Consider the following 19,793-nt stretch of genomic DNA (forward strand, 5'->3'; position numbering starts at 1 on the left):
TCGACAAGAAATAATCATTATCCCTGCGCCTCCTCAATCAACGCTTCGTACATCGGCTTTAATGTCTCGTTCCAGTTACGGTTGTTGACATCACCAACATGGCGGTAGCGAATGATACCGTTGGCATCAATCAGGAAGGTTTCCGGCGCACCGTAAACCCCCAAATCCATACCTAGCATACCATTACCATCAAACAGGCTATGCAGGTAAGGATTACCCAGCTCGTTCAACCAACGAACCGCTTTTAGGCGCTCATCTTTGTAGTTGAGGCCGATAATCTTCACGCCTTCACTAGCAAGCTGATTAAGGTAAGTGTGCTCGGCATAGCACGTAGGGCACCAGGTCGCCCAGACATTCAGCAGTAATGGTTCACCCTTGAAGATGTCCTGCTCGTAGAGCTTGCCGGCTTCAACCAAGTCTTCAAGCTTGAACTGAGGTACAGGCTTACCGACTAATACCGATTCCAACTTAGTTGGATCGTCGCCGTCAGCATTGCGGCTCAGCTGGATCATGAACATCACAACCAGGCCAAGGAAAAGGACCAGTGGAATAAAAAGTAACTTCTTGTTCATCAGTTTGCCTTCGCCTCCTGCTTCGCTAACTTCTCAGCCTTTGCATCAGCTGGCTGCCCCTTTTCGGCTTTTTTACGGAAGCGGTAACGCTTATCACTGATAGCAAATGCGCCACCCAGCGCCATCAAGGCTGAGCCGAACCAAATCCAGTTAACAAACGGCTTGAAGTAAATACGTACAGCCCAAGCACCGTCGGTTAGCTTCTCACCCATCGCAACATATAGGTCACGGGTAACACCACTGTCAATCGCCGCTTCAGTCATCATCGAGCCAGCAACAGAGTAGAATCGCTTCTCGGCATGCAAGGTCGTTACACGCTTACCGTTACGGGTAATGTTGAAATCGGCAATGTAACCGTCGTAGTTCGGACCGTCAGCATCACGCAGGCCAGCAAAATGGAAGTCATACCCTTGAACCTGTACGGTCTCACCAGGTGCCATGCGTACGTCACGCTCGATATCGTAATTCGACACCAAGGCAATACCAATAACAGACACTGCCAAGCCTAAATGGCCCAGTACCATCGCCCAGTGGCTGCGGCCAAGCTTGCCCAAACCTTTCCACAGGGTGTGGCGGTGAGTCGCTCGCTCGTACAGTTCGAAGCAGTGCATAACAATGATCCACACCGCCATTGCCATACCAAGAACCGCCATTGGCTCAACAACTTCAGTGAACAACCATACCGATAGGAAGGCGAACGGGATGGTTACAATGGCAGAGATAGTCATCTGCTTGCTGACGCTAGAAAGCTGATCGCGCTTCCAGCGAACCAGCGGACCGATACCCAGAATGAAAGCAAACGGGATCATCAGCCAGGTAAACAAGGTATTGAAGAACGGCACACCAATCGACACCGAGCCCAAACCAATTTGTTTGTGAACCAAAGGAAGCAAGGTACCAATCAGTACCACAAGAAGTGCTGCTACCAACAATAGGTTGTTAGCCAGCAACAAGTTTTCACGGGAGAACAGGCTGTAGTTACCACGAGAGCGGATTTGTCCGCCGCGAAGTGCGTAAAGCAGCAGTGAGCCGCCGATGACCACAACCAAGAAGCCAAGGATGAACATACCTCGAGCCGGATCGGACGCAAACGCGTGTACCGATACCAGTACGCCTGAGCGAACAAGGAAAGTACCCAATAGGCTCAATGAGAACGCTGAAATCGCCAGCAGTACCGTCCATGCTTTGAACGTACCGCGTTTTTCGGTCACGGCCAGCGAGTGCATCAACGCTGTACCGGCAAGCCATGGCATAAATGACGCATTTTCAACTGGATCCCAGAACCACCAGCCACCCCAGCCAAGTTCATAGTAAGCCCACCAAGAACCTAGTGCGATACCCAAGGTCAGGAATGACCATGCAGCGATTGTCCAAGGACGAGACCAACGCGCCCAAGCGGTATCCAGACGGCCAGTCATCAGAGAAGCGATTGCAAAAGAAAACGCGACCGAGAAGCCAACATAGCCCATGTACAGCAATGGTGGGTGAATGATCAGACCCGGATCTTGCAGAAGCGGGTTCAAGTCACGGCCATCAACCGGGAAGAAAGGCAGAGTACGCAGAAACGGGTTTGAGGTCGCGATGATAAACAGCAAGAAGCCAATCGCGATCATTCCCATCACAGACAGTACGCGTGCCAATGATTCCAGCGGCATACCACGGCTGAATACTGCAACCGCAACCGCCCAACCAGCTTGGATCAGTACCCAAAGTAGCAATGACCCTTCATGGCCACCCCACACTGCCGATAGACGGTAGTACCAAGGCAGCAACGAGTTTGAGTTACTCGCGACATACACTACGGTAAAGTCATTGATGTAAAATGACCAGCTAAGGATGACAAACGACACGAGGATCATGCCGAAAATACCATACGTTAGCGGACGGGCCATTCGCATGAGCGCCTGATTCCCCACGGCAGCACCGTATAGGGGATAGATGCTGACTAGGATGGATAATCCCAGTGCAACAATCAGGCTAAAGTTGCCTATTTCTGCAATCATTATTGAGCACTACCCTGCAATTGTTCGTCGGTATACTGAAGCGGTGCGTGAGTTCTCTCCATCGCTTCTGCTACTTCGGGTGGCAAATATTCTTCATCGTGCTTCGCCAATACTTCATGAGCATGGATGGTCGTCGCATTGACCAATTCACCCTGAGCCACGATACCCTGCCCTTCACGGAATAGATCCGGCAAGATACCATCGTATTTAATCGTTACTGCCGGGCCAACATCAGCCACATCAAACGTTACCTGCAAAGACTGAGGATCACGAACGACTGAACCTTCAACGACCATACCGCCGATGCGCAAACGCTGGCCCACTTCAGGTTTTGTACCATCTTTCTTGCCATGGACAAGCTCTGTTGGGGTATAGAAAAGATCCATATTCTGGTTCAATGCATACAGCAGCAATCCAACGGTTGCACCGAGGCCAACGACCAGCGCCAACACCAACGTCAGGCGCTTTTTACGTCTCGGGTTCATAATGTGTTCTCCAGTTTTTCAGCTTCTTTAATGCGCTTTTCACGCGCAATCTTATTCTTGATCTCGGCCGCTAGGCGACGTTTGGTAGTCAGGCTCGAAATCATCAGCCACAGCAAGGCGGCAAAAGAGATCCCGTAGGCACTCCAAACATATTGGGCATACCCGCCCATCGCCAAGAAGTCACTAAAAGAGTCAAAATGCATAATGGCCTCACTTCATCAGGGCACGCACCCAAGGGCGGTGGCTTTCACGGGCAATAATTTCGTTACGCAGACGCACCATGGTCAACGCACCAAAGAAACAGGCAAAACCAAGAATATTGAGCAACAACGGCCACAACATGGTGGTCGCAATCGATGGTTTAGCAAATTTGGTGATTGTGGCGCCTTGGTGAAGGGTGTTCCACCATTCTACCGAAAAATGAATAATAGGTAGGTTGATCACACCGACAATCGCCAGAATACCGGCTGCTTTACCTGCCGTCTTCTCATCATCGAAAGCGTTGTAAAGCGCAATCACACCTAAGTAAAGGAACAGTAGAATTAACTCTGAAGTCAAACGGGCATCCCACACCCACCATGCGCCCCACATCGGCTTACCCCAAACTGCACCGGTTAACAATGCAATGGCGGTAAACACCGCGCCAATCGGTGCCATGGCAAGGGCTGCCATATTCGAGAGGCGGATCTGCCACACCAAGCCGATAAAGGCAGCAATCGCCATCGACATATAGGCGCCCATCGACCAGATAGCCGAAGGTACATGCAGGTAGATGATACGGAAACTGTCACCCTGCTGATAATCCGTCGGGGCGAACATCAGCCCCCAGACCGTACCAATCAGAATAGATAACAAAGCGATGATTGAAAACCAAGGCAGTAAAGTACCGCACAAACGGTAGCAGTTCTCAGCTTTCGCGTAGGGATGTAACCACTTCCACATAATTCTGCTCAACTCATTTAATAAGAATAATTATCAAAACAACACTTGGCTCAAATTCCAATTCTGGCTCGCCTAAGGCGTTGCTTATCGTTTTGACGATTCTCTACCTAGGCTTCCTAGGCATAAGCATCTGGTCTCAATGGGCTTTATAACCCCCATCATCCAAAATGCTGCGCCAACCTAAATACTCCTTAAGGGGTAAAGAACTGGCTATCGTCAGCTTCCTTGTTCTTGCTCAAATTGTCTCACGAGATCCATTCTCGTGAGACAGGACAAATCTTAGTTAATTGTAATCAGTTATTGCACACTTATGCGTAGTGAAGCTGCGACAGCGAAGGGAGAAAGTGTCGCCGATGCCACCAACATCGCTCCCATCAGTGCCAGCTGACCGTTATATGCCACGCCCAAACTGGCCGCATCAATCGCTGATGTCGCGAATATAAGCACAGGTATATAGAGCGGTAATATGAGCAAGCTCAATAAAACGCCACCTTTGCGCAATCCAACCGTTAGGGCGACCCCAATCGCCCCCAGAAAGCTTAACGTCGGTGTCCCGATAAGTAGGGTCAGGACCACCGCCTTCCATGTCTCCCACTCGAGAGAGAGTAATATTGCCAATAACGGACTGATCAAAATCAGAGGCAATCCCGTCAGCAACCAGTGTGCCAGCATTTTGGCAAAAGCCAGAATCGGCAGCGGCGTTGGCATCAACAGCATCTGCTCCAGTGAACCGTCGACAAAATCATCACGGAACAAACGCTCCATCGACAATAAAGCGGCCAAAAGCGCAGCAACCCACACAATACCCGGCGCGATTCGTGCCAATAGATTTGGCTCAGGCCCAACACCTAATGGAAAAAGGGTGATGACAATAATAAAAAACCACAGCGGATTAAATATCTCGGCCTGACGGCGAAAGGCGATCAGAAGCTCACGACGTATAACATGGTATATCGCACTCATCGTCAGTTACCGCCCCAACTTGATTTTTCGTAGCTGATCACTGTCAGTGAACATATCCTGATGCGTGGTCAAAACGACAATTCCACCGCGTTTTGCATGGGCAAGGAACAAACCTTCCAGTACCTTCACACCTTGCTTATCAATCGCTGTCAACGGCTCATCCAAAATCCATAATTTATGATTACTCAACCACAGCCTTGCCAAGGCAACCCTGCGTTGCTGACCTGCAGAGAGTTGCCCGGCGGGTACATCTTCACGACCCGCCAAACCAACTTGGGCCAATGCCTGCCACAAAATGTCTTCACCTGACACCTGAGGCGTGCCAGCTAAATCAGATTTCTCGTTACACAGGTGCATCGACTGGAAGTAGGCCAAGTTCTCAAACGCTGTCAGCTCTCGCTTAACGCCGGTCTGGTGACCCAAGAACAAAAGTTCTTGATGATAGTCTTCTCGTGCCGACTCGATATCTTCATCAAGCCAACAAACCCGCCCATCATCTGCACGCCCAAGTCCTGCCAGGATCCGCAACAAGGTCGTTTTACCGGCACCATTGTGGCCTTCGATCTGAACCAGCTCACCCGACGAGACCGAGAAACACAGGTCTTCAAACAATACCCTTTCGTCCCGGGTACAACTTAACTCTTCAACAGACAACATAAAAATGATGCATCCTAGGTGTAACAATTTGCCTCGCATAATATCACAGCGCCCCTCCCTGTTGTTAGAGACTAAGGGCTGTAATTGTGACTTCCATACTGAGCAGCCGCAGCCCCCAACAATCACCGATCCGTATTGACAAGCAAATCATAAAAAAGTGCCATAAGAAGTTTTAAAAATAGCAAAAGGTGTACAGGGGCGCACACTTTCATCCCAAGTTGCTATTTTTTAAGACAATAAAAATAGCAACTTTATTCACCGGGCTAATTTTATCGTTATTAACAATTATGTAAGTTATGAAAAGAGTGGTTACAAGTTAGGAGCGGGGTCTAGATCCTGGTTCCTGGTTCCTGGGAAAAGCGGGGAAGAGCTGAATCGAGTTCCTAGAGAAGAGCAGAACCTAGATGATAGAGCCTAGTTTCGAGAAAATAACAAAAAGCAAAACCCAAATCTATGAACAGTAGTATCTAAACGAGACTCTCTAAGCATCTTAACTCTGGTGCTGGGTGCCTGCCTTTCTGAAAGCACTCTTGTATCAAGCTCTTGCTGTTACTTTTCGCTCTTCCCAGTACCTAGGTCCTTCTCTTCCAAGAACCTCTCCCCCAAACAAAAAAACCCTTCGGTCATCGAAGGGTTTTTTAGTCATGGTGAAACGGCGCCTAGCGTCTAGAATGATGCATCTGCTGAAGCCGTAGCAGCAGCTCTGCTTCTGCTTTAGGTAGATCACACTCATTCATCAGCTCGTTGACGTCTGCGCCCAGCTCGACCATTTTGCTGGCACGGCTGTATAACCGGCTATCGGGATCCTGCATCGCCAATTCGCCTTGGCGATCAGATAGCTCTTCAAGATGCCGGGCCATATCACCCAGCTTCTGACTCATTCCCATGGTCCCCGCGCGCAGTTCGTTAAATTGCTTCACCAAACTTTCCTGCTGCTGGCGGGCATTTTTCAATACCAGCTCGGTCGCTGCAAATTTGGCTTCAAGGGCCTGACGCGCAAGACGCTCACGCCTTACCATCAACCATGCGAGCACAATCGCCAACAACGACAAGGCCAGCGGTAGCCATTGCAACAACACTTCAAGCATTATAGGTACGCCATCTCGTCCCATTCGTCATCTGATAATAGCTTATTGAGATCAACCAGGATCAACAACTGGCCATCACGGTTGCTCACACCCTGAATGAACTTGGCGCTCTCTTCCGTGCCAACACTCGGCGTGCTGTCAATTTCAGAGCTGCGTAGGTAAACCACTTCTGCAACGCTATCAACCAGAATACCAATCACCTGCTTTTCAGCCTCGATGATCACAATGCGGGTATTGTCTGAGATCTCACCCGGCATCAAGCCAAAACGGGAGCGAGTATCAATAACGGTTACAACATTACCGCGAAGGTTGATAATACCCAGCACGTAATCGGGTGCACCCGGTACTGGCGCGATTTCAGAATAGCGCAGCACTTCACGCACCTGCATCACGTTAATACCGTAGGTTTCATCTTCCAGCTGGAAGGTCACCCACTGCAGGACTTGATCATTGCTGTCTTCTTTTTGTATTTCAGCGACACTCACCTGTGACATGCTGTTTCCTCTTTGATCTATTTTTCTGCATTCAACGCGTTAGCACCTGCAATGATACAGGAGCCTAACATGATTGCCTAAGTTTGGTATTAACATCTAATCCTGCTTTGAGCATGGTAATTAGCTCACTAACATGAATTAGCGCACACATTTTTTCTTTTACCATGCCCGCTAGCCAAGGACGCTTACCGGCTTTCTCGCGCCAACGGACACTGTGTTCGGATAAGGTTTCGGTACCGAGCAAGGCATTACAGGCGAGCCCCCACGAACTATCCCCCAAGACCACCACATATTTATACTGCTCGCGGTACTCTTCGCCCTCAAGTTTTTCGGGCATCGCCCAGCATGCAGTATCAACCACATCAAGCTGATGATCGCGACTGCTCATTAGTCCTAAGTACCATGCCGGCCGACCTAGCAAGCGGTTCATCTCGCCAAGTTGGTGGATCCCACCCAACTCGGTCAAAGGGACTGCAAACGTCACCCCGTTAACTTCGAAGAACAGGGCCTGAAAATCATTGCCCTGATGGACTTGCTGGGTCCACAGATCAGGCGGTAGCTCCTCTCCGGTCTGCGTCTCAGGTAAAGTCTCCGGTTCGGTCTCCAGTGTGCTCTCTGTGACAGGCACGGCTTCAATGTGCACAGTTTCAATATGTACAGCCTCGATGTGAGAAACAACGGGCTCTTCTACCTGCTCTTGGGGCTTAATAAGGGTCAGTTCATTCGCCTGGTCGTGCGCCATGACCTGCTGCCACTCATCGGCTAGCTCGTCATCAATGTGACGGTGTTCAGCGTCAGTTGGTGCATCCACACCTTCTGCTACATCGCCTTTTACATAGCCTTTTACATCATCGCTTTCGCTAAGCTGGGTATTCCGGCTGACCTGATTCAATAGGCGCTGAACGTTATCCAACACTGGCGATGGCATACTGCGCCCGGCCTGCTCAGCGTTATCGTCCAAGCTAGCAAAGTCGAACGGCTTGGCTACAGGTATGAGTTTCTGCTGCGGCTCAGGACGGGCTGTCAGCACCCCAGCATCTTGAGATATCTGGCAATCTGGCCTGGGATCCTCTTCAGCGGCTACCTCGTCATCTAGCTCTGAAACAGCATCCGCAGCGGCCTCGGCGATGTCGGCTTCTACTTCCTGTGACACTGTTTCAGGAACCGGCTCTGGCTCAAGCTCGGGCTCTAGCAGTAAATCAACAAAATAATCTTCCAGCGCCTGAGTGCTGGATAAACGGCTGTTATCGGTCATCCTGCTGCAGGCGCCCCAAATAATTCAATAGCGTTTTGTACGCAAAAACCCCACGGCTACTGCGTGAGTATAGTGACGGTGGCATATGCTTGATACTCGCATCTCGGAACTTGGTATCGATCGGTACTGCCGATGCCCAGACCTGGTCTGGGAAGCGTAATTTCAGCTCCTGCAGGGTCTGCAGCGACGCCCTCGTCCGCTTGTCATACATGGTAGGCACAATCGTGACCTTAAACGGCGAACGACGTGATTTTTGCATGATTTCCAAGGTGCGCATCATCCGCTCAAGACCTTTCATCGCAAGAAACTCGGTCTGCACCGGGATCAATATACGATCACTGGCCGCCAGTGCATTGACCATCATGACCCCAAGAATCGGTGGGCAGTCAATCAGCACGTAATCATAATCGTCAGCCAAACACTGCAGCGCTTTTCTGAGGACCAAGCCCATACCGCCGCGATTACCCATCACCCTGTCCAGAGTCGCCAGCGACATATGGGCAGGAATAATATCGATGTTGTTAAACTGGGTGCGCAGGATCACCGGTTTGACCGTATCGCGCTTGATTTCGGTTAACTGGAACAAATCAAACAAACTAGCTGGCACACTATCGGCATCAAAGTTCAGGTATGTTGTCAGCGATGCATGCGGATCGGTATCCACCAGCAGCACCCGTTTGTTACGTTCACTCAGCAATCCAGCCAGAGCGACGGTGGTCGTGGTTTTGCCCACGCCCCCTTTCTGGTTAGCAATACTCCAGACTATCAAGGTACACTCCCTACGCGAACCCAAGCTCTACCGTAATACGCTCGGCGATACGCTCGAGCGGCAGATCTTCTGATGAGATCCCCGCCTTGGCTACCGCCTGAGGCATACCGTAAACGACACAGCTGTCCTCATCCTGCGCCCAAATCGTTGCACCGCTGCTTTTGAGCATTCGCGCACCTTCTCGGCCATCAGCCCCCATGCCAGTCAATACCATCGACAGTACTTTGTCGTGATAGACCTTAGCGGCAGAGCCGAATGTGACATCGACACACGGCTTGTAATTCATCCGATCACCGCCATCGATAATACGCAGTCGTGCCGAGCCTGGACGGCCGTCCAGCATCATCTGCATACCACCCGGAGCAAGGTAAGCCATCCCCGGTTTCAGTACATCGCCATCTTGCGCTTCCTTTACACCAATTTTGCACAGGTTGTCGAGCCGGGCAGCAAAGGCGGCAGTAAATGTCGCAGGCATATGCTGGATCAGTACAATCGGCAACGGGAAGTTGGCTGGCAATGCAGTAAGAATTTTCTGCAATGCGACCGGGCCACCGGTCGACGTACCAATGGCCATCAGCTGGTATTTTTTGCCTGAAGCCTTGAAACGGGCAGCGGGCTTGGCCGCAGCAGGACGAGAGGCGGGCTGACGCAAAGCTGATAGCTGAGCGGAAGGCTTTGCACCATCCTGCGACGGCACACTTCTGCCGGTCAGCGTATTGCGTGTCGACAGCGCACGAGCAGGCTCACGAGAGGATTCGCGCCCAGCTCCTGTTGTTGCTGTCATTGCCGTACGTACCGGACGGCGCATCAAAACCCGCTTGCGGGCAAGCTCTGACACCCGCTTTTGTAGCAGGGCAACCGCTTCATCCCGGTTGCGGGCGATATCTTCAAATTTCTTTGGTAGGAAATCCAGCGCACCGGCATCAAGGGCGTCAAGCGTTGCTTTCGCCCCTTCATGAGTCAGCGAGGAGAACATCAAAATAGGGGTCGGATTAGCCTGCATGATTTCACGCACAGCGGTGATCCCATCCATCACTGGCATTTCAATATCCATGGTGATCACGTCAGGATGCATGCGTGCCGCCATCTCGACCGCTTCCTTGCCGTTGACAGCATTGCCGACTACTTCCAACCTTGGATCAGCATTGAGAATTTCACTAACGCGCCGGCGGAAAAAGCTTGAATCATCCACCACCAATACTTTTACTGCCATGTTAATTTATCCTGTAGATGACAAACCTTGCGCCTTTGAACAGGCTTTCTATGAGTTTTTTTATAACGGCAATGGCTTCCCGTTCATAGGGAAGCCATTTAGGTCTTATTGTTTTTTTGATTAACGACCAGCGTAATGCTTAAGCAAGTTCGGCACATCAAGGATCAACGCAATATGACCATCGCTGGTGATCGTTGCACCCGCCATTCCCGGCGTACCCTGTAGCAACTCATCCAGCGGCTTGATCACCACTTCTTCTTGACCAATCAAGGTGTCCACCACAAAGCCAATTCTCTGGTGGCCGATCTGAACAATCACCACATGGCCATGGTCACGCTCGCGCTGCGGTACGCCGACACCCGACAACCAGTCTTGCAAGTAAAACAACGGGATCGCCTTATCACGCACAATAATGGTCAACTGGCCATCAACGGTGTTGGTCTTGCGCAAATCAAGGTGGAAGATCTCATTAACACTTGCCAGCGGCAGGGCAAATGGCTGCTCTGCCACACCCACCATCAGCGTTGGCAGAATCGCCAACGTCAGCGGTACCTTGATATCAATCCGCGTGCCTTTGCCCAATGCGGAATCAATCGATATTGAGCCGTTCAGCTGGCTGATCCCGGTTTTCACCACATCCATGCCGACACCGCGGCCAGAGATATCGGAGATCTCTTTCTTGGTCGAGAAGCCCGGAGCAAAAATCAGGTTATAACATTCGCTATCGGTCAGGCGTGACGCAGCATCTGCATCCATCACACCACGCTCAACAGCAATACCACGTAGCTTATCCGGATCCATACCGCCGCCATCATCCTCAATGGTCAGCAAGATATGGTCGCCTTCCTGGGAAGCAGACAGCAATACCGTCCCTACCCTTGGTTTACCCGCTTTCTCACGGATATCTGGCATTTCAATACCATGGTCAACCGAATTGCGTACCAAGTGGACCAACGGGTCGGCAAGCGCCTCAACCAGATTTTTATCCAAATCGGTCTCTTCACCGCGCATTTCCAGCACAATGTCTTTACTGAGGTTACGCGCCAAGTCACGAACCACGCGAGGGAAACGACCAAAGACTTTCTTGATTGGCTGCATTCGGGTTTTCATTACCGCACCCTGCAGGTCTGCAGTGACCACATCAAGGTTGGCAACCGCTTTGGACATCTCTTCGTCGTTGGTATTCAGGCCGAGGCTGACCAAACGGTTACGCACCAAGACTAGCTCACCGACCATATTCATGATGGTATCAAGCGTCGAGGTATCAACCCGTACAGTTGCGTCGCCAGCCTTGCTTTTTTCTTTACCTGCAGCCGGTTTAGCGCGTCGCTCAGCAACGGGCTGAGGCGCGGCTGGAGCTGGCTCGGGTTGCGTTTGATTCGGTACTGGATTTAGAGTCTGAACCGGTGCTTGCGCTTGGGGCTGCGCTTGAACATTGCTATCACCTAGCATATCGGCTACCGACTTGGTGGCCATTTCGAGCTCATCTTCAGACGGCCCTTTACCCGCCCCATGAAGCTCATCCAACAGACGTTCAAACTCATCATCGGTCATCAAGTCGTCACTGCCGCTATTAACCGGCGCTTGAGTCACAGGCGATTGATTTACAGGAGCTTGGACAGGCTCATTTGCCACTGGCGAGCTGAAATCACTGCTTCCGGGGCCTTTACCGGTACCGTGCAGTTCATCGAGCAAACGCTCGAACTCATCATCGGTGATGTCGCCATTTTCTGACTGAATTTGGTTGACGATATCCGTGTCCGCAACAGGGGAAAGGGAAGCAGGTGCCGTCGCCTGATCGGTTACCGCATCAGAAGGACCTCGCCCTTTACCGTGTAGCTCGTCAAGAAGACGATCAAATTCATCCTGGGTAATATCATCAACCGAATCACCGGCAATGGCCGTGTCACTCGACGATACGGCAGCAGGCACACTGGCAGGTGCCGTGACCGGTTCTATGCTTGACGCAGCCACCGCAGACTCGATCGCGGCTTCAACAACCACTTCCGGGGCGCTCATCGGGGCAGCATTGGCCATGGCCAACTCTTGTTCTGATGGCGGCAGGCTGAATCGGTGCAGGGCTTCGAGCAACGACGGCTCAGCCGGATCGACAGGTTCGCGCTCTTGCACCTGGCCAAACATCACGTTAATGGTATCCAGCGCTTCGAGGATCACATCCATCAGTTCCGATGTGACGCTACGCTTGCCGGTTCTCAGCAAGTCAAAAATATTCTCGGCGCCATGGCAGGCATCGACCAGCTCGGTCAGGGAAAGGAACCCTGCACCACCTTTTACGGTGTGGAAGCCACGGAAAATCGCATTGAGTAGTTCCGAGTCTTCCGGACTGCGTTCTAGCTCAACCAACTGCTCCGAGAGCAGTTCGAGGATCTCCCCTGCTTCAATCAAAAAATCCTGTAGGATATCTTCGTCTAAATCAAAGCTCATATTGTTCCCTTAAAATCCTAGGCTCGACAGCAGATCGTCAACATCATCCTGAGTGGACATGACATCCTCGCGACTGTCGCTGTTGACGATAGGTCCTTCAGGAGCAAGGATCCGCTCTTCACGCAGCGAGTCGGTTCGGTCTTCTTGTTCCATGCCAAACGCTTTGAGAATTTCTACCAATTGATCTTCAACCTCATGAACCAGCTCTATCACCCTGCGGATGATTTGGCCGGTCAGATCCTGGAAGTCCTGAGCCATGAGAATTTCAGTCAGCTGGGTACGCAGTATCGTGCTATCACTCTCGACCTGAGTGAGTAACCCGTTGATATCGTGGCAGAGCGACTTGAATTCATTCAGTGCGATCTGTCCGCCCATCAAACGCTGCCATCTTGGATAAACCTGCTGTAAGGTATCCCCGAGCTGATCTGCCACAGGCTGGATGCTATCGACAGCATCCATGGTTTTATTGGCGGCGGACTCGGTTTTGTCTATCACATAAGACAATCGGTCGCGTGCATCAGGGATTTCCGTTTTTGCTAAATCGGTAACACGGGGATCAAGGCGGAAATTAGCCAACGAATCATGAAGTTGGCGTGTTAATTTGCCCACTTCTTCAAAGACGGGATCACGACTATCTGACACCAAGCGGGTAAATAGTGTATTTGCTCCATCCTGATCGCCGGATTCAAGCAGACTGACAAGCTGTTTCGCCTGTTCGAGTGTAATCATTGTTATTATTGTCCTTTGATGCCCGAAAAGTGTTTTACTGCATACGCTCGAAGATTTTATCAAGCTTCTCTTTCAGCGTTGCTGCAGTAAATGGCTTCACGATATAGCCATTAACACCGGCTTGGGCAGCTTCAATGATCTGCTCACGCTTGGCTTCCGCAGTGATCATCAGCACAGGCAGATGCTTGAGTTCGGCATCGGCACGGATATGCTTGAGTAGATCGATACCCTGCATGCCCGGCATGTTCCAGTCGGTCACGACAAAGTCAAAACCGCCCTTTTTCAGCATCGGTAGCGCAGTCAATCCATCATCCGCCTCCTGGGTATTGTTGAAGCCCAGGTCACGCAGTAAATTCTTTACGATTCGGCGCATTGTTGAGAAATCATCAACAATGAGGATTTTCATGTTTTTATTCAAAGTTGCCCCCACTGAATTATCAGTGTTTTATAGTGTGTTTATTACGAAGTCCACGCAGTCAACTTGGACCGCAAACGTTGCATCGCCTGACTGTGAATCTGGCAAACTCGGGATTCACTCACCCCGATAACCGCCCCTATCTCTTTGAGGTTTAGCTCCTCGTCATAGTACAGGGACAAAACTAATGCTTCTCTTTCAGGCAGGGTCTTAATCGCTCCGGCCAAGGATTGGCGAAAATTATCATCCACAACCCCCTGAAAGGGAAGATTTTCTTCAACCGATTCTTCATTTGCGACCGTGTCTTCCGCAACCCCAAGATCATCCATACCCACTAAACGACCACAATTAACATCATTTAAGGCCTGGTGGTACTGTTCTAGCGTCATTTCGAGATATGCCGCAATTTCCTGATCGTTGGGATCCCGGCCGAGGGTGCCTTCAAGGACCGAAATGGCTTCAGAAATACGTCGGTTGTTTTTATAAACAGAGCGGGGAACCCAGTCCCCGCGGCGGATATCATCCAGCATGGCGCCGCGAATACGGATGCCGGCAAAGGTTTCGAAACTCGCGCCCTTGGTCGGGTCATAGTTCTGCTGGGCCTCAAGCAGGCCAATCATGCCGGCCTGAATAAGATCTTCCAACAGCACACTCGGCGGCAAACGGCCCATAAGGTGATGGGCAATCCGCTTAACCAATGACGAGTAGCGTTCGATAAAGGCCTGTGGACTCTGCTGGTAGCGCCCATAGGTTAATGCCTTATTCACTGAGCGGCACCTCCCGAGGCTGTCGGGTATTCACCAACAGCCTTTCAACAAAGAACTCCAGATGACCGCCAGGACTTTGCGGGACCGGCCACATGGCTGCTTTGTTGGCCAAAGCCCCCAGTGCCAATGCTGCCGGGCTGCGCGGGAAAGCTTCCACCACCAGTTTCTGACGTTTCACCGACTGGCGAACCCGATCATCAAGTGGAATACACGCCACCAATTCAAGGTTGGCATCCAAGAAGCGCTCGGTCACCCGGGTCAGCTTGATAAACAGCTCACGCCCCTCTCGGTAGCTACGCACCATGTTCGCCACAATTTTGAAGCGCTGGACATCATATTCGCGGCTGAGGATCTTAATCATGGCGTAGGCATCGGTGATCGAGGTTGGCTCATCACAAACCACCACAACCACATCCTGGGCAGCGCGGGAAAAGCTCAGCACCATATCCGAAATGCCTGCGGCGGTATCGACCAGCAATACATCAATATCGTCTTCAAGGGTACTGAACGCCCGGATCAGCCCCATGTGCTGGGCGGCGGTCAGCTCAGCCATATTCTGGGTACCGGAAGCTGCCGGAACAATCTTCACCCCGTATGGGCCTTCGACAATGATATCTTTAAGTTCGCACACCCCTGACAGCACGTGCGATAAGTTCCGCCCGGCACGCAAGCCAAGCATTACATCAACATTCGCCAATCCGAGATCGGCATCGAGTACCATAACCCGCTTACCCTGGCGAGCCATTGAAATCGCCATGTTCAGGGTCACATTGGTTTTCCCCACGCCTCCCTTACCGCCAGTCACGGTAATCACTTTGGTTGAGGTTAGCTGGGTCATACGGCGTAAACCGCTAGCTTGATCGTACATGGCGCTCTCAGTCATAAAAGTCTGCCCCCTGGTTCTCAGCGCTTTCGCTACTCCAGAAGTGGGTTTGCTGGCTTAACTCTTGTTCAAGTAATTCATTTGCCCGAGCAACCAGATAGTTCCCCGTGGCGATCTTAATGTCTTCCGGTACCCGTTGCCCGTCAGCAAGATAGGCAATTGGCAGTGCGTGTTGTATCGACACGCTGATCACCTCACCCAAACTCAATGATTCATCCAGCTTGGTCAGTACACAGCCCGATAGCGGAATACGACGGAAATGCTCAATGGTTTCATGCAGCACCCGGCGCTGTGCTGTCGAAGGCAACACCAAATAGCTGCGGATTTGCGACCCACTGTTTTGCATAAGGGTGTCGAGTTGCTCCGATAGCCTGATATCACGTTGTCCCATCCCAGCGGTATCAAGCAGAACCAGACGACGATGACGTAGCTGATGTAATATATCGGCCAATTCCTCGGCATCTTTAGCCACTCTGACCGGACAGCCCATAATTCGTCCGTAAGTTGCCAATTGTTCATGCGCACCGATACGGAATGTATCGGTTGTCACCATGGCGATTTGATCGGGGCCAAACTCCATCGCTGCCCGTGCAGCCAGCTTGGCTATCGTGGTGGTTTTCCCCACACCTGTTGGCCCAAGCAGTGCGACAACGCCACCGTTTTCCAAAATACTGTCTTTGGTGGTAATAATCTGGTCAGAAAGCAGGTTCAGCAGGGCTGGCCATGCTTCGTTCGCTGGCACATCTTCAGGGATGTAGCATGCCAGCTGATCAGAAAGCTCCTGCGACAACCCCATTTTTTCCAACCGTTTGATCATCATCGCTCGCATCGGCTCGCGACGCTCCATTTCCTGCCACATTAAGCCAGAAACCTGATGCTCGAGCAGACGACGGATCGAGGCCATTTCATTACGCATCGCATCGATTTCATCGGTGCTATGGTTGCGCGCTTTGGGATCGTAGCGGCTTGGATCCAAACGATTTTTCGGCTGCTGCGGTGAACCAAATCGAGATTCTGAGCGGTGTGATTCTAATGGGCTCTCTGCTGGACTATGGCCAGCAGCGCTACGGCCTGTAGAGCGGGAGGCATGCAGAGGCTCAGCCTGAGGTACCGCCGGGCGACGATAATCACCGATATCGAGCTGATGGCGGCTGGGCTGACGACCCGCTTGTTGACGGCCTGACTGGTGATTTGCGTGTCGGCTTGGTTGCTGACGAGCAGCTGGATTATTGAAATAAGAGTCAGGCTGACGACGCTGGGGCTCTTCGTGTCGACCATAACGCGGCTCATCACCATAATGCTTGGATTGACGCTGCAACAGTGCTGACAACGAATCGGCTTCATTGCCTTGGCCACTGTTCTGCTCGGCATCACCAGACTGGCCGGTAAAGTTGTTTAGCACTTTGGCAAACCGGCTTGATGGTGATTGGAGCTGGACCTTATCATCAGCCAGTTGGCGCTTGGCACTATCAAGCCGTTCGGCGAGTTCTTCGCGTGTTTTGCTGGCAGCCGACGACAGTTGGCCGCGAGGATCCTCACTGTCCAGCGCTGCAACAATTTCCACCCCACCGGTGACCTTTTTATTCGACATGATGACCGCATCCGCACCCAGTTCTTCCTTAACTTGGGTGAGTGCTGCACGCATATCTTTGGCAAAAAAACGTTTAATTTTCAATGTGACCTTCCCGTAATTTCAGGCCGTGAGGTGTTGATAGCCCTAAGACCATCTCCATCATCGTCATCGCCGTTACCGCCATTATGAATTCCCTACTGCATTGACAATACGGATCTGTTTCTCATCAGGTACTTCCTGATAAGACAACACACGTAATGACGGAATTGTGTTTTTTACAAACTTCGCGAGTGTCAGCCTTAGTACACCCGATGTCAGCAACACGGCAGGTTCGCCTTTCAGTTCTTGCTGCTGGGTCGCATCGACCAGTGAACGCTGCAGGCGCTCAGCCAGGCCAGGTTCAATACCGGTCGACTCGCCGCCGGAAGACTGCATAGTTTGATGCAAGATTTGCTCCAACTCTGGAACGAGGGTAATAACAGGCAATTCCGGCTCTATACCATTGATTTCCTGGCAAATTAATCGTTTCAAGCTGACGCGGACTGCCGCCGTCAGAATGTCAGGATCTTGACTCTTGCTGGAGTATTCTGCCAGCGTCTGCACGATGGTCCGAATATCCCGAATGGGAATCGCCTCATTAAGCAGGTTCTGTAGTACTTTAACGATGACCCCCAAGCTAAGCTGATCCGGCACCAAGCCTTCAACCAAGCGAGGCGCAGACTTGGCCAGCAAGTCGAGCAGATTCTGGACTTCTTCGTAGCCAATCAGCTGGGCTGCACGGTTAGTCAAGATCTGGCTGAGGTGGGTCGCCAGCACCGTCGCAGAGTCGACGACGGTGTAGCCGAGCGCTTGGGCATGTTCGCGTTGAGAGTCGTTGACCCATACCGCTTCAAGACCAAAAGCCGGATCAATCGTGCGCTCGCCGTCCACGTTACCAAACACTTGGCCTGGGTTGATCGCCAACTCACGGTTAGGGTGGATATTGGCCTCACCACAGGCAACCCCCATCAAGCTGATGCGGTAGGTATTGGGTGGCAGCTCGAGGTTATCGCGGATATGGACAGCCGGGATCAAGAAACCAAAGTCCTGAGACAGTTTCTTCCTCACCCCTTTCACCCGCTCCAGCAGCTCACCGCCTTGGTCTTTGTCGACCATAGGTATAAGCCGGTAGCCCACTTCGAGGCCAATGACATCAATCGGTTTGACATCATCCCAAGACAGCTCTTTGGGCTGCTGTGGCGCCACCACATCGGTCGAGGCTGCTTGCTCTTTGATTTCAGCCGCTTCACGCTGTGACTTGATGCGCCAATAAGCGACCCCACCAATTAGCGCAGCCAATAACAAGAACGGTATATGTGGCATGCCCGGCACGATCCCCATCACAAACAGGATCCCACCGGTGATGATCAACGCCTGCGGGTTGTTGAACATCTGGAAAATCATCTGCTGGCCCATGTCTTCGTCAGTATTTTGACGCGTCACCATCATGGCGGCACCAATGGACAACAGCAAGGAAGGAATTTGGGCAACAAGGCCGTCACCGATGGTCAGCAAACTGTAGATTTCAATCGCTTCACCAAAGCCAAGGCCATGCTGGCTCATACCAATGACCAGCCCGCCGATAATATTGATACACAGGATAAGGATACCGGCAATGGCATCCCCCTTCACAAACTTGGAGGCACCATCCATCGAACCATAGAAGTCCGCTTCTTTGGTGACTTCGGAACGGCGGGTACGGGCCTGATCCTGGTCAATCAAACCGGCATTCAAATCGGCATCGATGGCCATCTGCTTACCCGGCAAGGCATCAAGGGTAAAGCGGGCACTTACCTCGGAAATTCGGCCGGCACCTTTGGTCACGACCATGAAATTGATAATCATCAAGATCAGGAAAACCACCAAACCAACCGCATAGTTACCCCCGATCACCACCGAGCCGAACGCATCGATAACCTGACCGGCAGCATCCGGTCCTTCGTGGCCATAAAGCAATACGACTCGGGTAGAAGCAACGTTCAATGCCAAGCGGAGCAAAGTCGCTATCAGCAATACTGTCGGGAAGGCTGCAAAATCAAGTGGACGACGGGTATAAATCGTCACCAGCAGTACCACGAGGGCAAGCGCGATATTGAAGGAAAAAGCCATATCCAGCAGTACTGGCGGCATCGGCAATATGATCATTGCCAACGTTGCCAATACCAAGACAGGCGCACCTATCGCAGGCATCGACTGTAAACGAGCAGGATTGAACTTATCGGTAAAGGGTAAAGATAGCTTCATGCAATGTCTGTAATGGTTCTGTTCCCGCTAAACCAAGACACCTTCAATATACCGGTAGTCACTGCGACGACACTGTATCTAGTAGGATCTGCGAGGGGTAGTTATAAGAATTTGGTATCTCTATTGTACCGTTTTCACCGGCAAACAAAAAGCAACCGACATTTAATTGATTAGCAATTATCATGCCTTAAATTAGTGTCATTTTCTTGACCTTTTTAGCAGAAATGTGTGGTTGGTGGTTAATCAACCTGGATAGG

Annotated in this window: 19 protein-coding genes; all 19 read right to left on the reverse strand. The window is 51.4% G+C overall.

Annotation, left to right across the window (positions count from 1 at the left end; all coding sequences use genetic code 11):
* Nucleotides 1–17: 17 nt before the first annotated feature.
* Nucleotides 18–572 carry a DsbE family thiol:disulfide interchange protein gene (locus L4D79_RS18375; protein WP_428653015.1) on the reverse strand — a complete coding sequence of 185 codons (555 nt, stop codon included), beginning with the start codon at nucleotides 570–572 and terminating at the stop codon, nucleotides 18–20.
* Nucleotides 572–2,575, reverse strand: a complete 2,004-nt coding sequence (locus L4D79_RS18380) for a heme lyase CcmF/NrfE family subunit (protein WP_428653016.1) — start codon at nucleotides 2,573–2,575, stop codon at nucleotides 572–574. The genes L4D79_RS18375 and L4D79_RS18380 overlap by 1 nt, the downstream gene beginning before the upstream one ends.
* Nucleotides 2,575–3,060 carry a cytochrome c maturation protein CcmE gene (gene ccmE / locus L4D79_RS18385; RefSeq protein WP_428653017.1) on the reverse strand — a complete coding sequence of 162 codons (486 nt, stop codon included), beginning with the start codon at nucleotides 3,058–3,060 and terminating at the stop codon, nucleotides 2,575–2,577. Before ccmE ends, L4D79_RS18380 begins: the two co-directional genes overlap by 1 nt.
* Nucleotides 3,057–3,263: a heme exporter protein CcmD gene (gene ccmD, locus L4D79_RS18390; RefSeq protein ID WP_428653019.1), complete on the reverse strand. Its 207-nt coding sequence runs from the start codon at nucleotides 3,261–3,263 to the stop codon at nucleotides 3,057–3,059. The genes ccmE and ccmD overlap by 4 nt, the downstream gene beginning before the upstream one ends.
* A 7-nt stretch (nucleotides 3,264–3,270) precedes the next feature.
* The gene (locus tag L4D79_RS18395) at nucleotides 3,271–4,002 is read right to left on the reverse strand and encodes a heme ABC transporter permease (RefSeq protein WP_428653021.1); all 732 of its coding nucleotides are present in this window, start codon (nucleotides 4,000–4,002) and stop codon (nucleotides 3,271–3,273) included.
* 297 nt (nucleotides 4,003–4,299) lie between these two features.
* Nucleotides 4,300–4,965, reverse strand: a complete 666-nt coding sequence (ccmB, locus tag L4D79_RS18400; RefSeq protein WP_428653022.1) for a heme exporter protein CcmB — start codon at nucleotides 4,963–4,965, stop codon at nucleotides 4,300–4,302.
* Nucleotides 4,966–4,971: 6 nt separating this feature from the next.
* Nucleotides 4,972–5,622 carry a cytochrome c biogenesis heme-transporting ATPase CcmA gene (gene ccmA, locus L4D79_RS18405; RefSeq protein ID WP_428653023.1) on the reverse strand — a complete coding sequence of 217 codons (651 nt, stop codon included), beginning with the start codon at nucleotides 5,620–5,622 and terminating at the stop codon, nucleotides 4,972–4,974.
* Between the two features lie 659 nt (nucleotides 5,623–6,281).
* Nucleotides 6,282–6,710, reverse strand: coding sequence for a DUF2802 domain-containing protein (locus L4D79_RS18410; protein WP_428653024.1), 429 nt, complete (start codon nucleotides 6,708–6,710; stop codon nucleotides 6,282–6,284).
* On the reverse strand, nucleotides 6,710–7,204 hold the full coding sequence (locus L4D79_RS18415) for a chemotaxis protein CheW (protein ID WP_107299340.1): 495 nt from the start codon (nucleotides 7,202–7,204) through the stop codon (nucleotides 6,710–6,712). The genes L4D79_RS18410 and L4D79_RS18415 overlap by 1 nt, the downstream gene beginning before the upstream one ends.
* Nucleotides 7,205–7,268: 64 nt before the next feature.
* On the reverse strand, nucleotides 7,269–8,459 hold the full coding sequence (locus tag L4D79_RS18420; RefSeq protein WP_428653025.1) for a chemotaxis protein CheW: 1,191 nt from the start codon (nucleotides 8,457–8,459) through the stop codon (nucleotides 7,269–7,271).
* Nucleotides 8,449–9,228 carry a ParA family protein gene (locus L4D79_RS18425; protein WP_428653026.1) on the reverse strand — a complete coding sequence of 260 codons (780 nt, stop codon included), beginning with the start codon at nucleotides 9,226–9,228 and terminating at the stop codon, nucleotides 8,449–8,451. Before L4D79_RS18425 ends, L4D79_RS18420 begins: the two co-directional genes overlap by 11 nt.
* Nucleotides 9,229–9,238: 10 nt before the next feature.
* Nucleotides 9,239–10,441, reverse strand: a complete 1,203-nt coding sequence (locus L4D79_RS18430; protein ID WP_428653027.1) for a protein-glutamate methylesterase/protein-glutamine glutaminase — start codon at nucleotides 10,439–10,441, stop codon at nucleotides 9,239–9,241.
* Nucleotides 10,442–10,561: 120 nt separating this feature from the next.
* Entirely contained in the window at nucleotides 10,562–12,886 is a 2,325-nt protein-coding gene (locus L4D79_RS18435) for a chemotaxis protein CheA (protein ID WP_428653028.1), read from the reverse strand.
* Nucleotides 12,887–12,895: 9 nt separating this feature from the next.
* Complete coding sequence (locus L4D79_RS18440; RefSeq protein ID WP_428653029.1) at nucleotides 12,896–13,615, reverse strand: protein phosphatase CheZ; 720 nt, start codon at nucleotides 13,613–13,615, stop codon at nucleotides 12,896–12,898.
* Between the two features lie 34 nt (nucleotides 13,616–13,649).
* Nucleotides 13,650–14,021: a chemotaxis response regulator CheY gene (gene cheY, locus L4D79_RS18445; protein ID WP_039467413.1), complete on the reverse strand. Its 372-nt coding sequence runs from the start codon at nucleotides 14,019–14,021 to the stop codon at nucleotides 13,650–13,652.
* 53 nt (nucleotides 14,022–14,074) lie between these two features.
* Nucleotides 14,075–14,797 (reverse strand): RNA polymerase sigma factor FliA, encoded by a 723-nt coding sequence (locus L4D79_RS18450; protein ID WP_428653030.1) that lies wholly within the window; start codon nucleotides 14,795–14,797, stop codon nucleotides 14,075–14,077.
* Nucleotides 14,790–15,680: a MinD/ParA family protein gene (locus L4D79_RS18455; protein ID WP_428653032.1), complete on the reverse strand. Its 891-nt coding sequence runs from the start codon at nucleotides 15,678–15,680 to the stop codon at nucleotides 14,790–14,792. Before L4D79_RS18455 ends, L4D79_RS18450 begins: the two co-directional genes overlap by 8 nt.
* Nucleotides 15,673–17,355, reverse strand: a complete 1,683-nt coding sequence (flhF, locus tag L4D79_RS18460; RefSeq protein ID WP_428653033.1) for a flagellar biosynthesis GTPase FlhF — start codon at nucleotides 17,353–17,355, stop codon at nucleotides 15,673–15,675. Before flhF ends, L4D79_RS18455 begins: the two co-directional genes overlap by 8 nt.
* A gap of 81 nt (nucleotides 17,356–17,436) precedes the next feature.
* Nucleotides 17,437–19,536 carry a flagellar biosynthesis protein FlhA gene (gene flhA, locus L4D79_RS18465; protein WP_428653035.1) on the reverse strand — a complete coding sequence of 700 codons (2,100 nt, stop codon included), beginning with the start codon at nucleotides 19,534–19,536 and terminating at the stop codon, nucleotides 17,437–17,439.
* Between the last annotated feature and the right edge of the window lie 257 nt (nucleotides 19,537–19,793).

It is taken from the genome of Photobacterium satsumensis (genome assembly GCF_050336935.1).
Taxonomy (GTDB): domain Bacteria; phylum Pseudomonadota; class Gammaproteobacteria; order Enterobacterales; family Vibrionaceae; genus Photobacterium; species Photobacterium satsumensis.

Coding starts and splice junctions, on each gene's coding strand:
- ccmB (WP_428653022.1), bottom strand. CDS start 4,965: ATGAGTGCGATATACCATGTTATACGTCGTGAGCTTCTGATCGCCTTT.
- L4D79_RS18380 (WP_428653016.1), bottom strand. CDS start 2,575: ATGATTGCAGAAATAGGCAACTTTAGCCTGATTGTTGCACTGGGATTA.
- L4D79_RS18410 (WP_428653024.1), bottom strand. CDS start 6,710: ATGCTTGAAGTGTTGTTGCAATGGCTACCGCTGGCCTTGTCGTTGTTG.
- L4D79_RS18420 (WP_428653025.1), bottom strand. CDS start 8,459: ATGACCGATAACAGCCGTTTATCCAGCACTCAGGCGCTGGAAGATTAT.
- ccmE (WP_428653017.1), bottom strand. CDS start 3,060: ATGAACCCGAGACGTAAAAAGCGCCTGACGTTGGTGTTGGCGCTGGTC.
- L4D79_RS18455 (WP_428653032.1), bottom strand. CDS start 15,680: ATGACTGAGAGCGCCATGTACGATCAAGCTAGCGGTTTACGCCGTATG.
- L4D79_RS18395 (WP_428653021.1), bottom strand. CDS start 4,002: ATGTGGAAGTGGTTACATCCCTACGCGAAAGCTGAGAACTGCTACCGT.
- ccmA (WP_428653023.1), bottom strand. CDS start 5,622: ATGTTGTCTGTTGAAGAGTTAAGTTGTACCCGGGACGAAAGGGTATTG.
- L4D79_RS18435 (WP_428653028.1), bottom strand. CDS start 12,886: ATGAGCTTTGATTTAGACGAAGATATCCTACAGGATTTTTTGATTGAA.
- cheY (WP_039467413.1), bottom strand. CDS start 14,021: ATGAAAATCCTCATTGTTGATGATTTCTCAACAATGCGCCGAATCGTA.
- L4D79_RS18440 (WP_428653029.1), bottom strand. CDS start 13,615: ATGATTACACTCGAACAGGCGAAACAGCTTGTCAGTCTGCTTGAATCC.
- L4D79_RS18375 (WP_428653015.1), bottom strand. CDS start 572: ATGAACAAGAAGTTACTTTTTATTCCACTGGTCCTTTTCCTTGGCCTG.
- ccmD (WP_428653019.1), bottom strand. CDS start 3,263: ATGCATTTTGACTCTTTTAGTGACTTCTTGGCGATGGGCGGGTATGCC.
- L4D79_RS18415 (WP_107299340.1), bottom strand. CDS start 7,204: ATGTCACAGGTGAGTGTCGCTGAAATACAAAAAGAAGACAGCAATGAT.
- L4D79_RS18430 (WP_428653027.1), bottom strand. CDS start 10,441: ATGGCAGTAAAAGTATTGGTGGTGGATGATTCAAGCTTTTTCCGCCGG.
- flhA (WP_428653035.1), bottom strand. CDS start 19,536: ATGAAGCTATCTTTACCCTTTACCGATAAGTTCAATCCTGCTCGTTTA.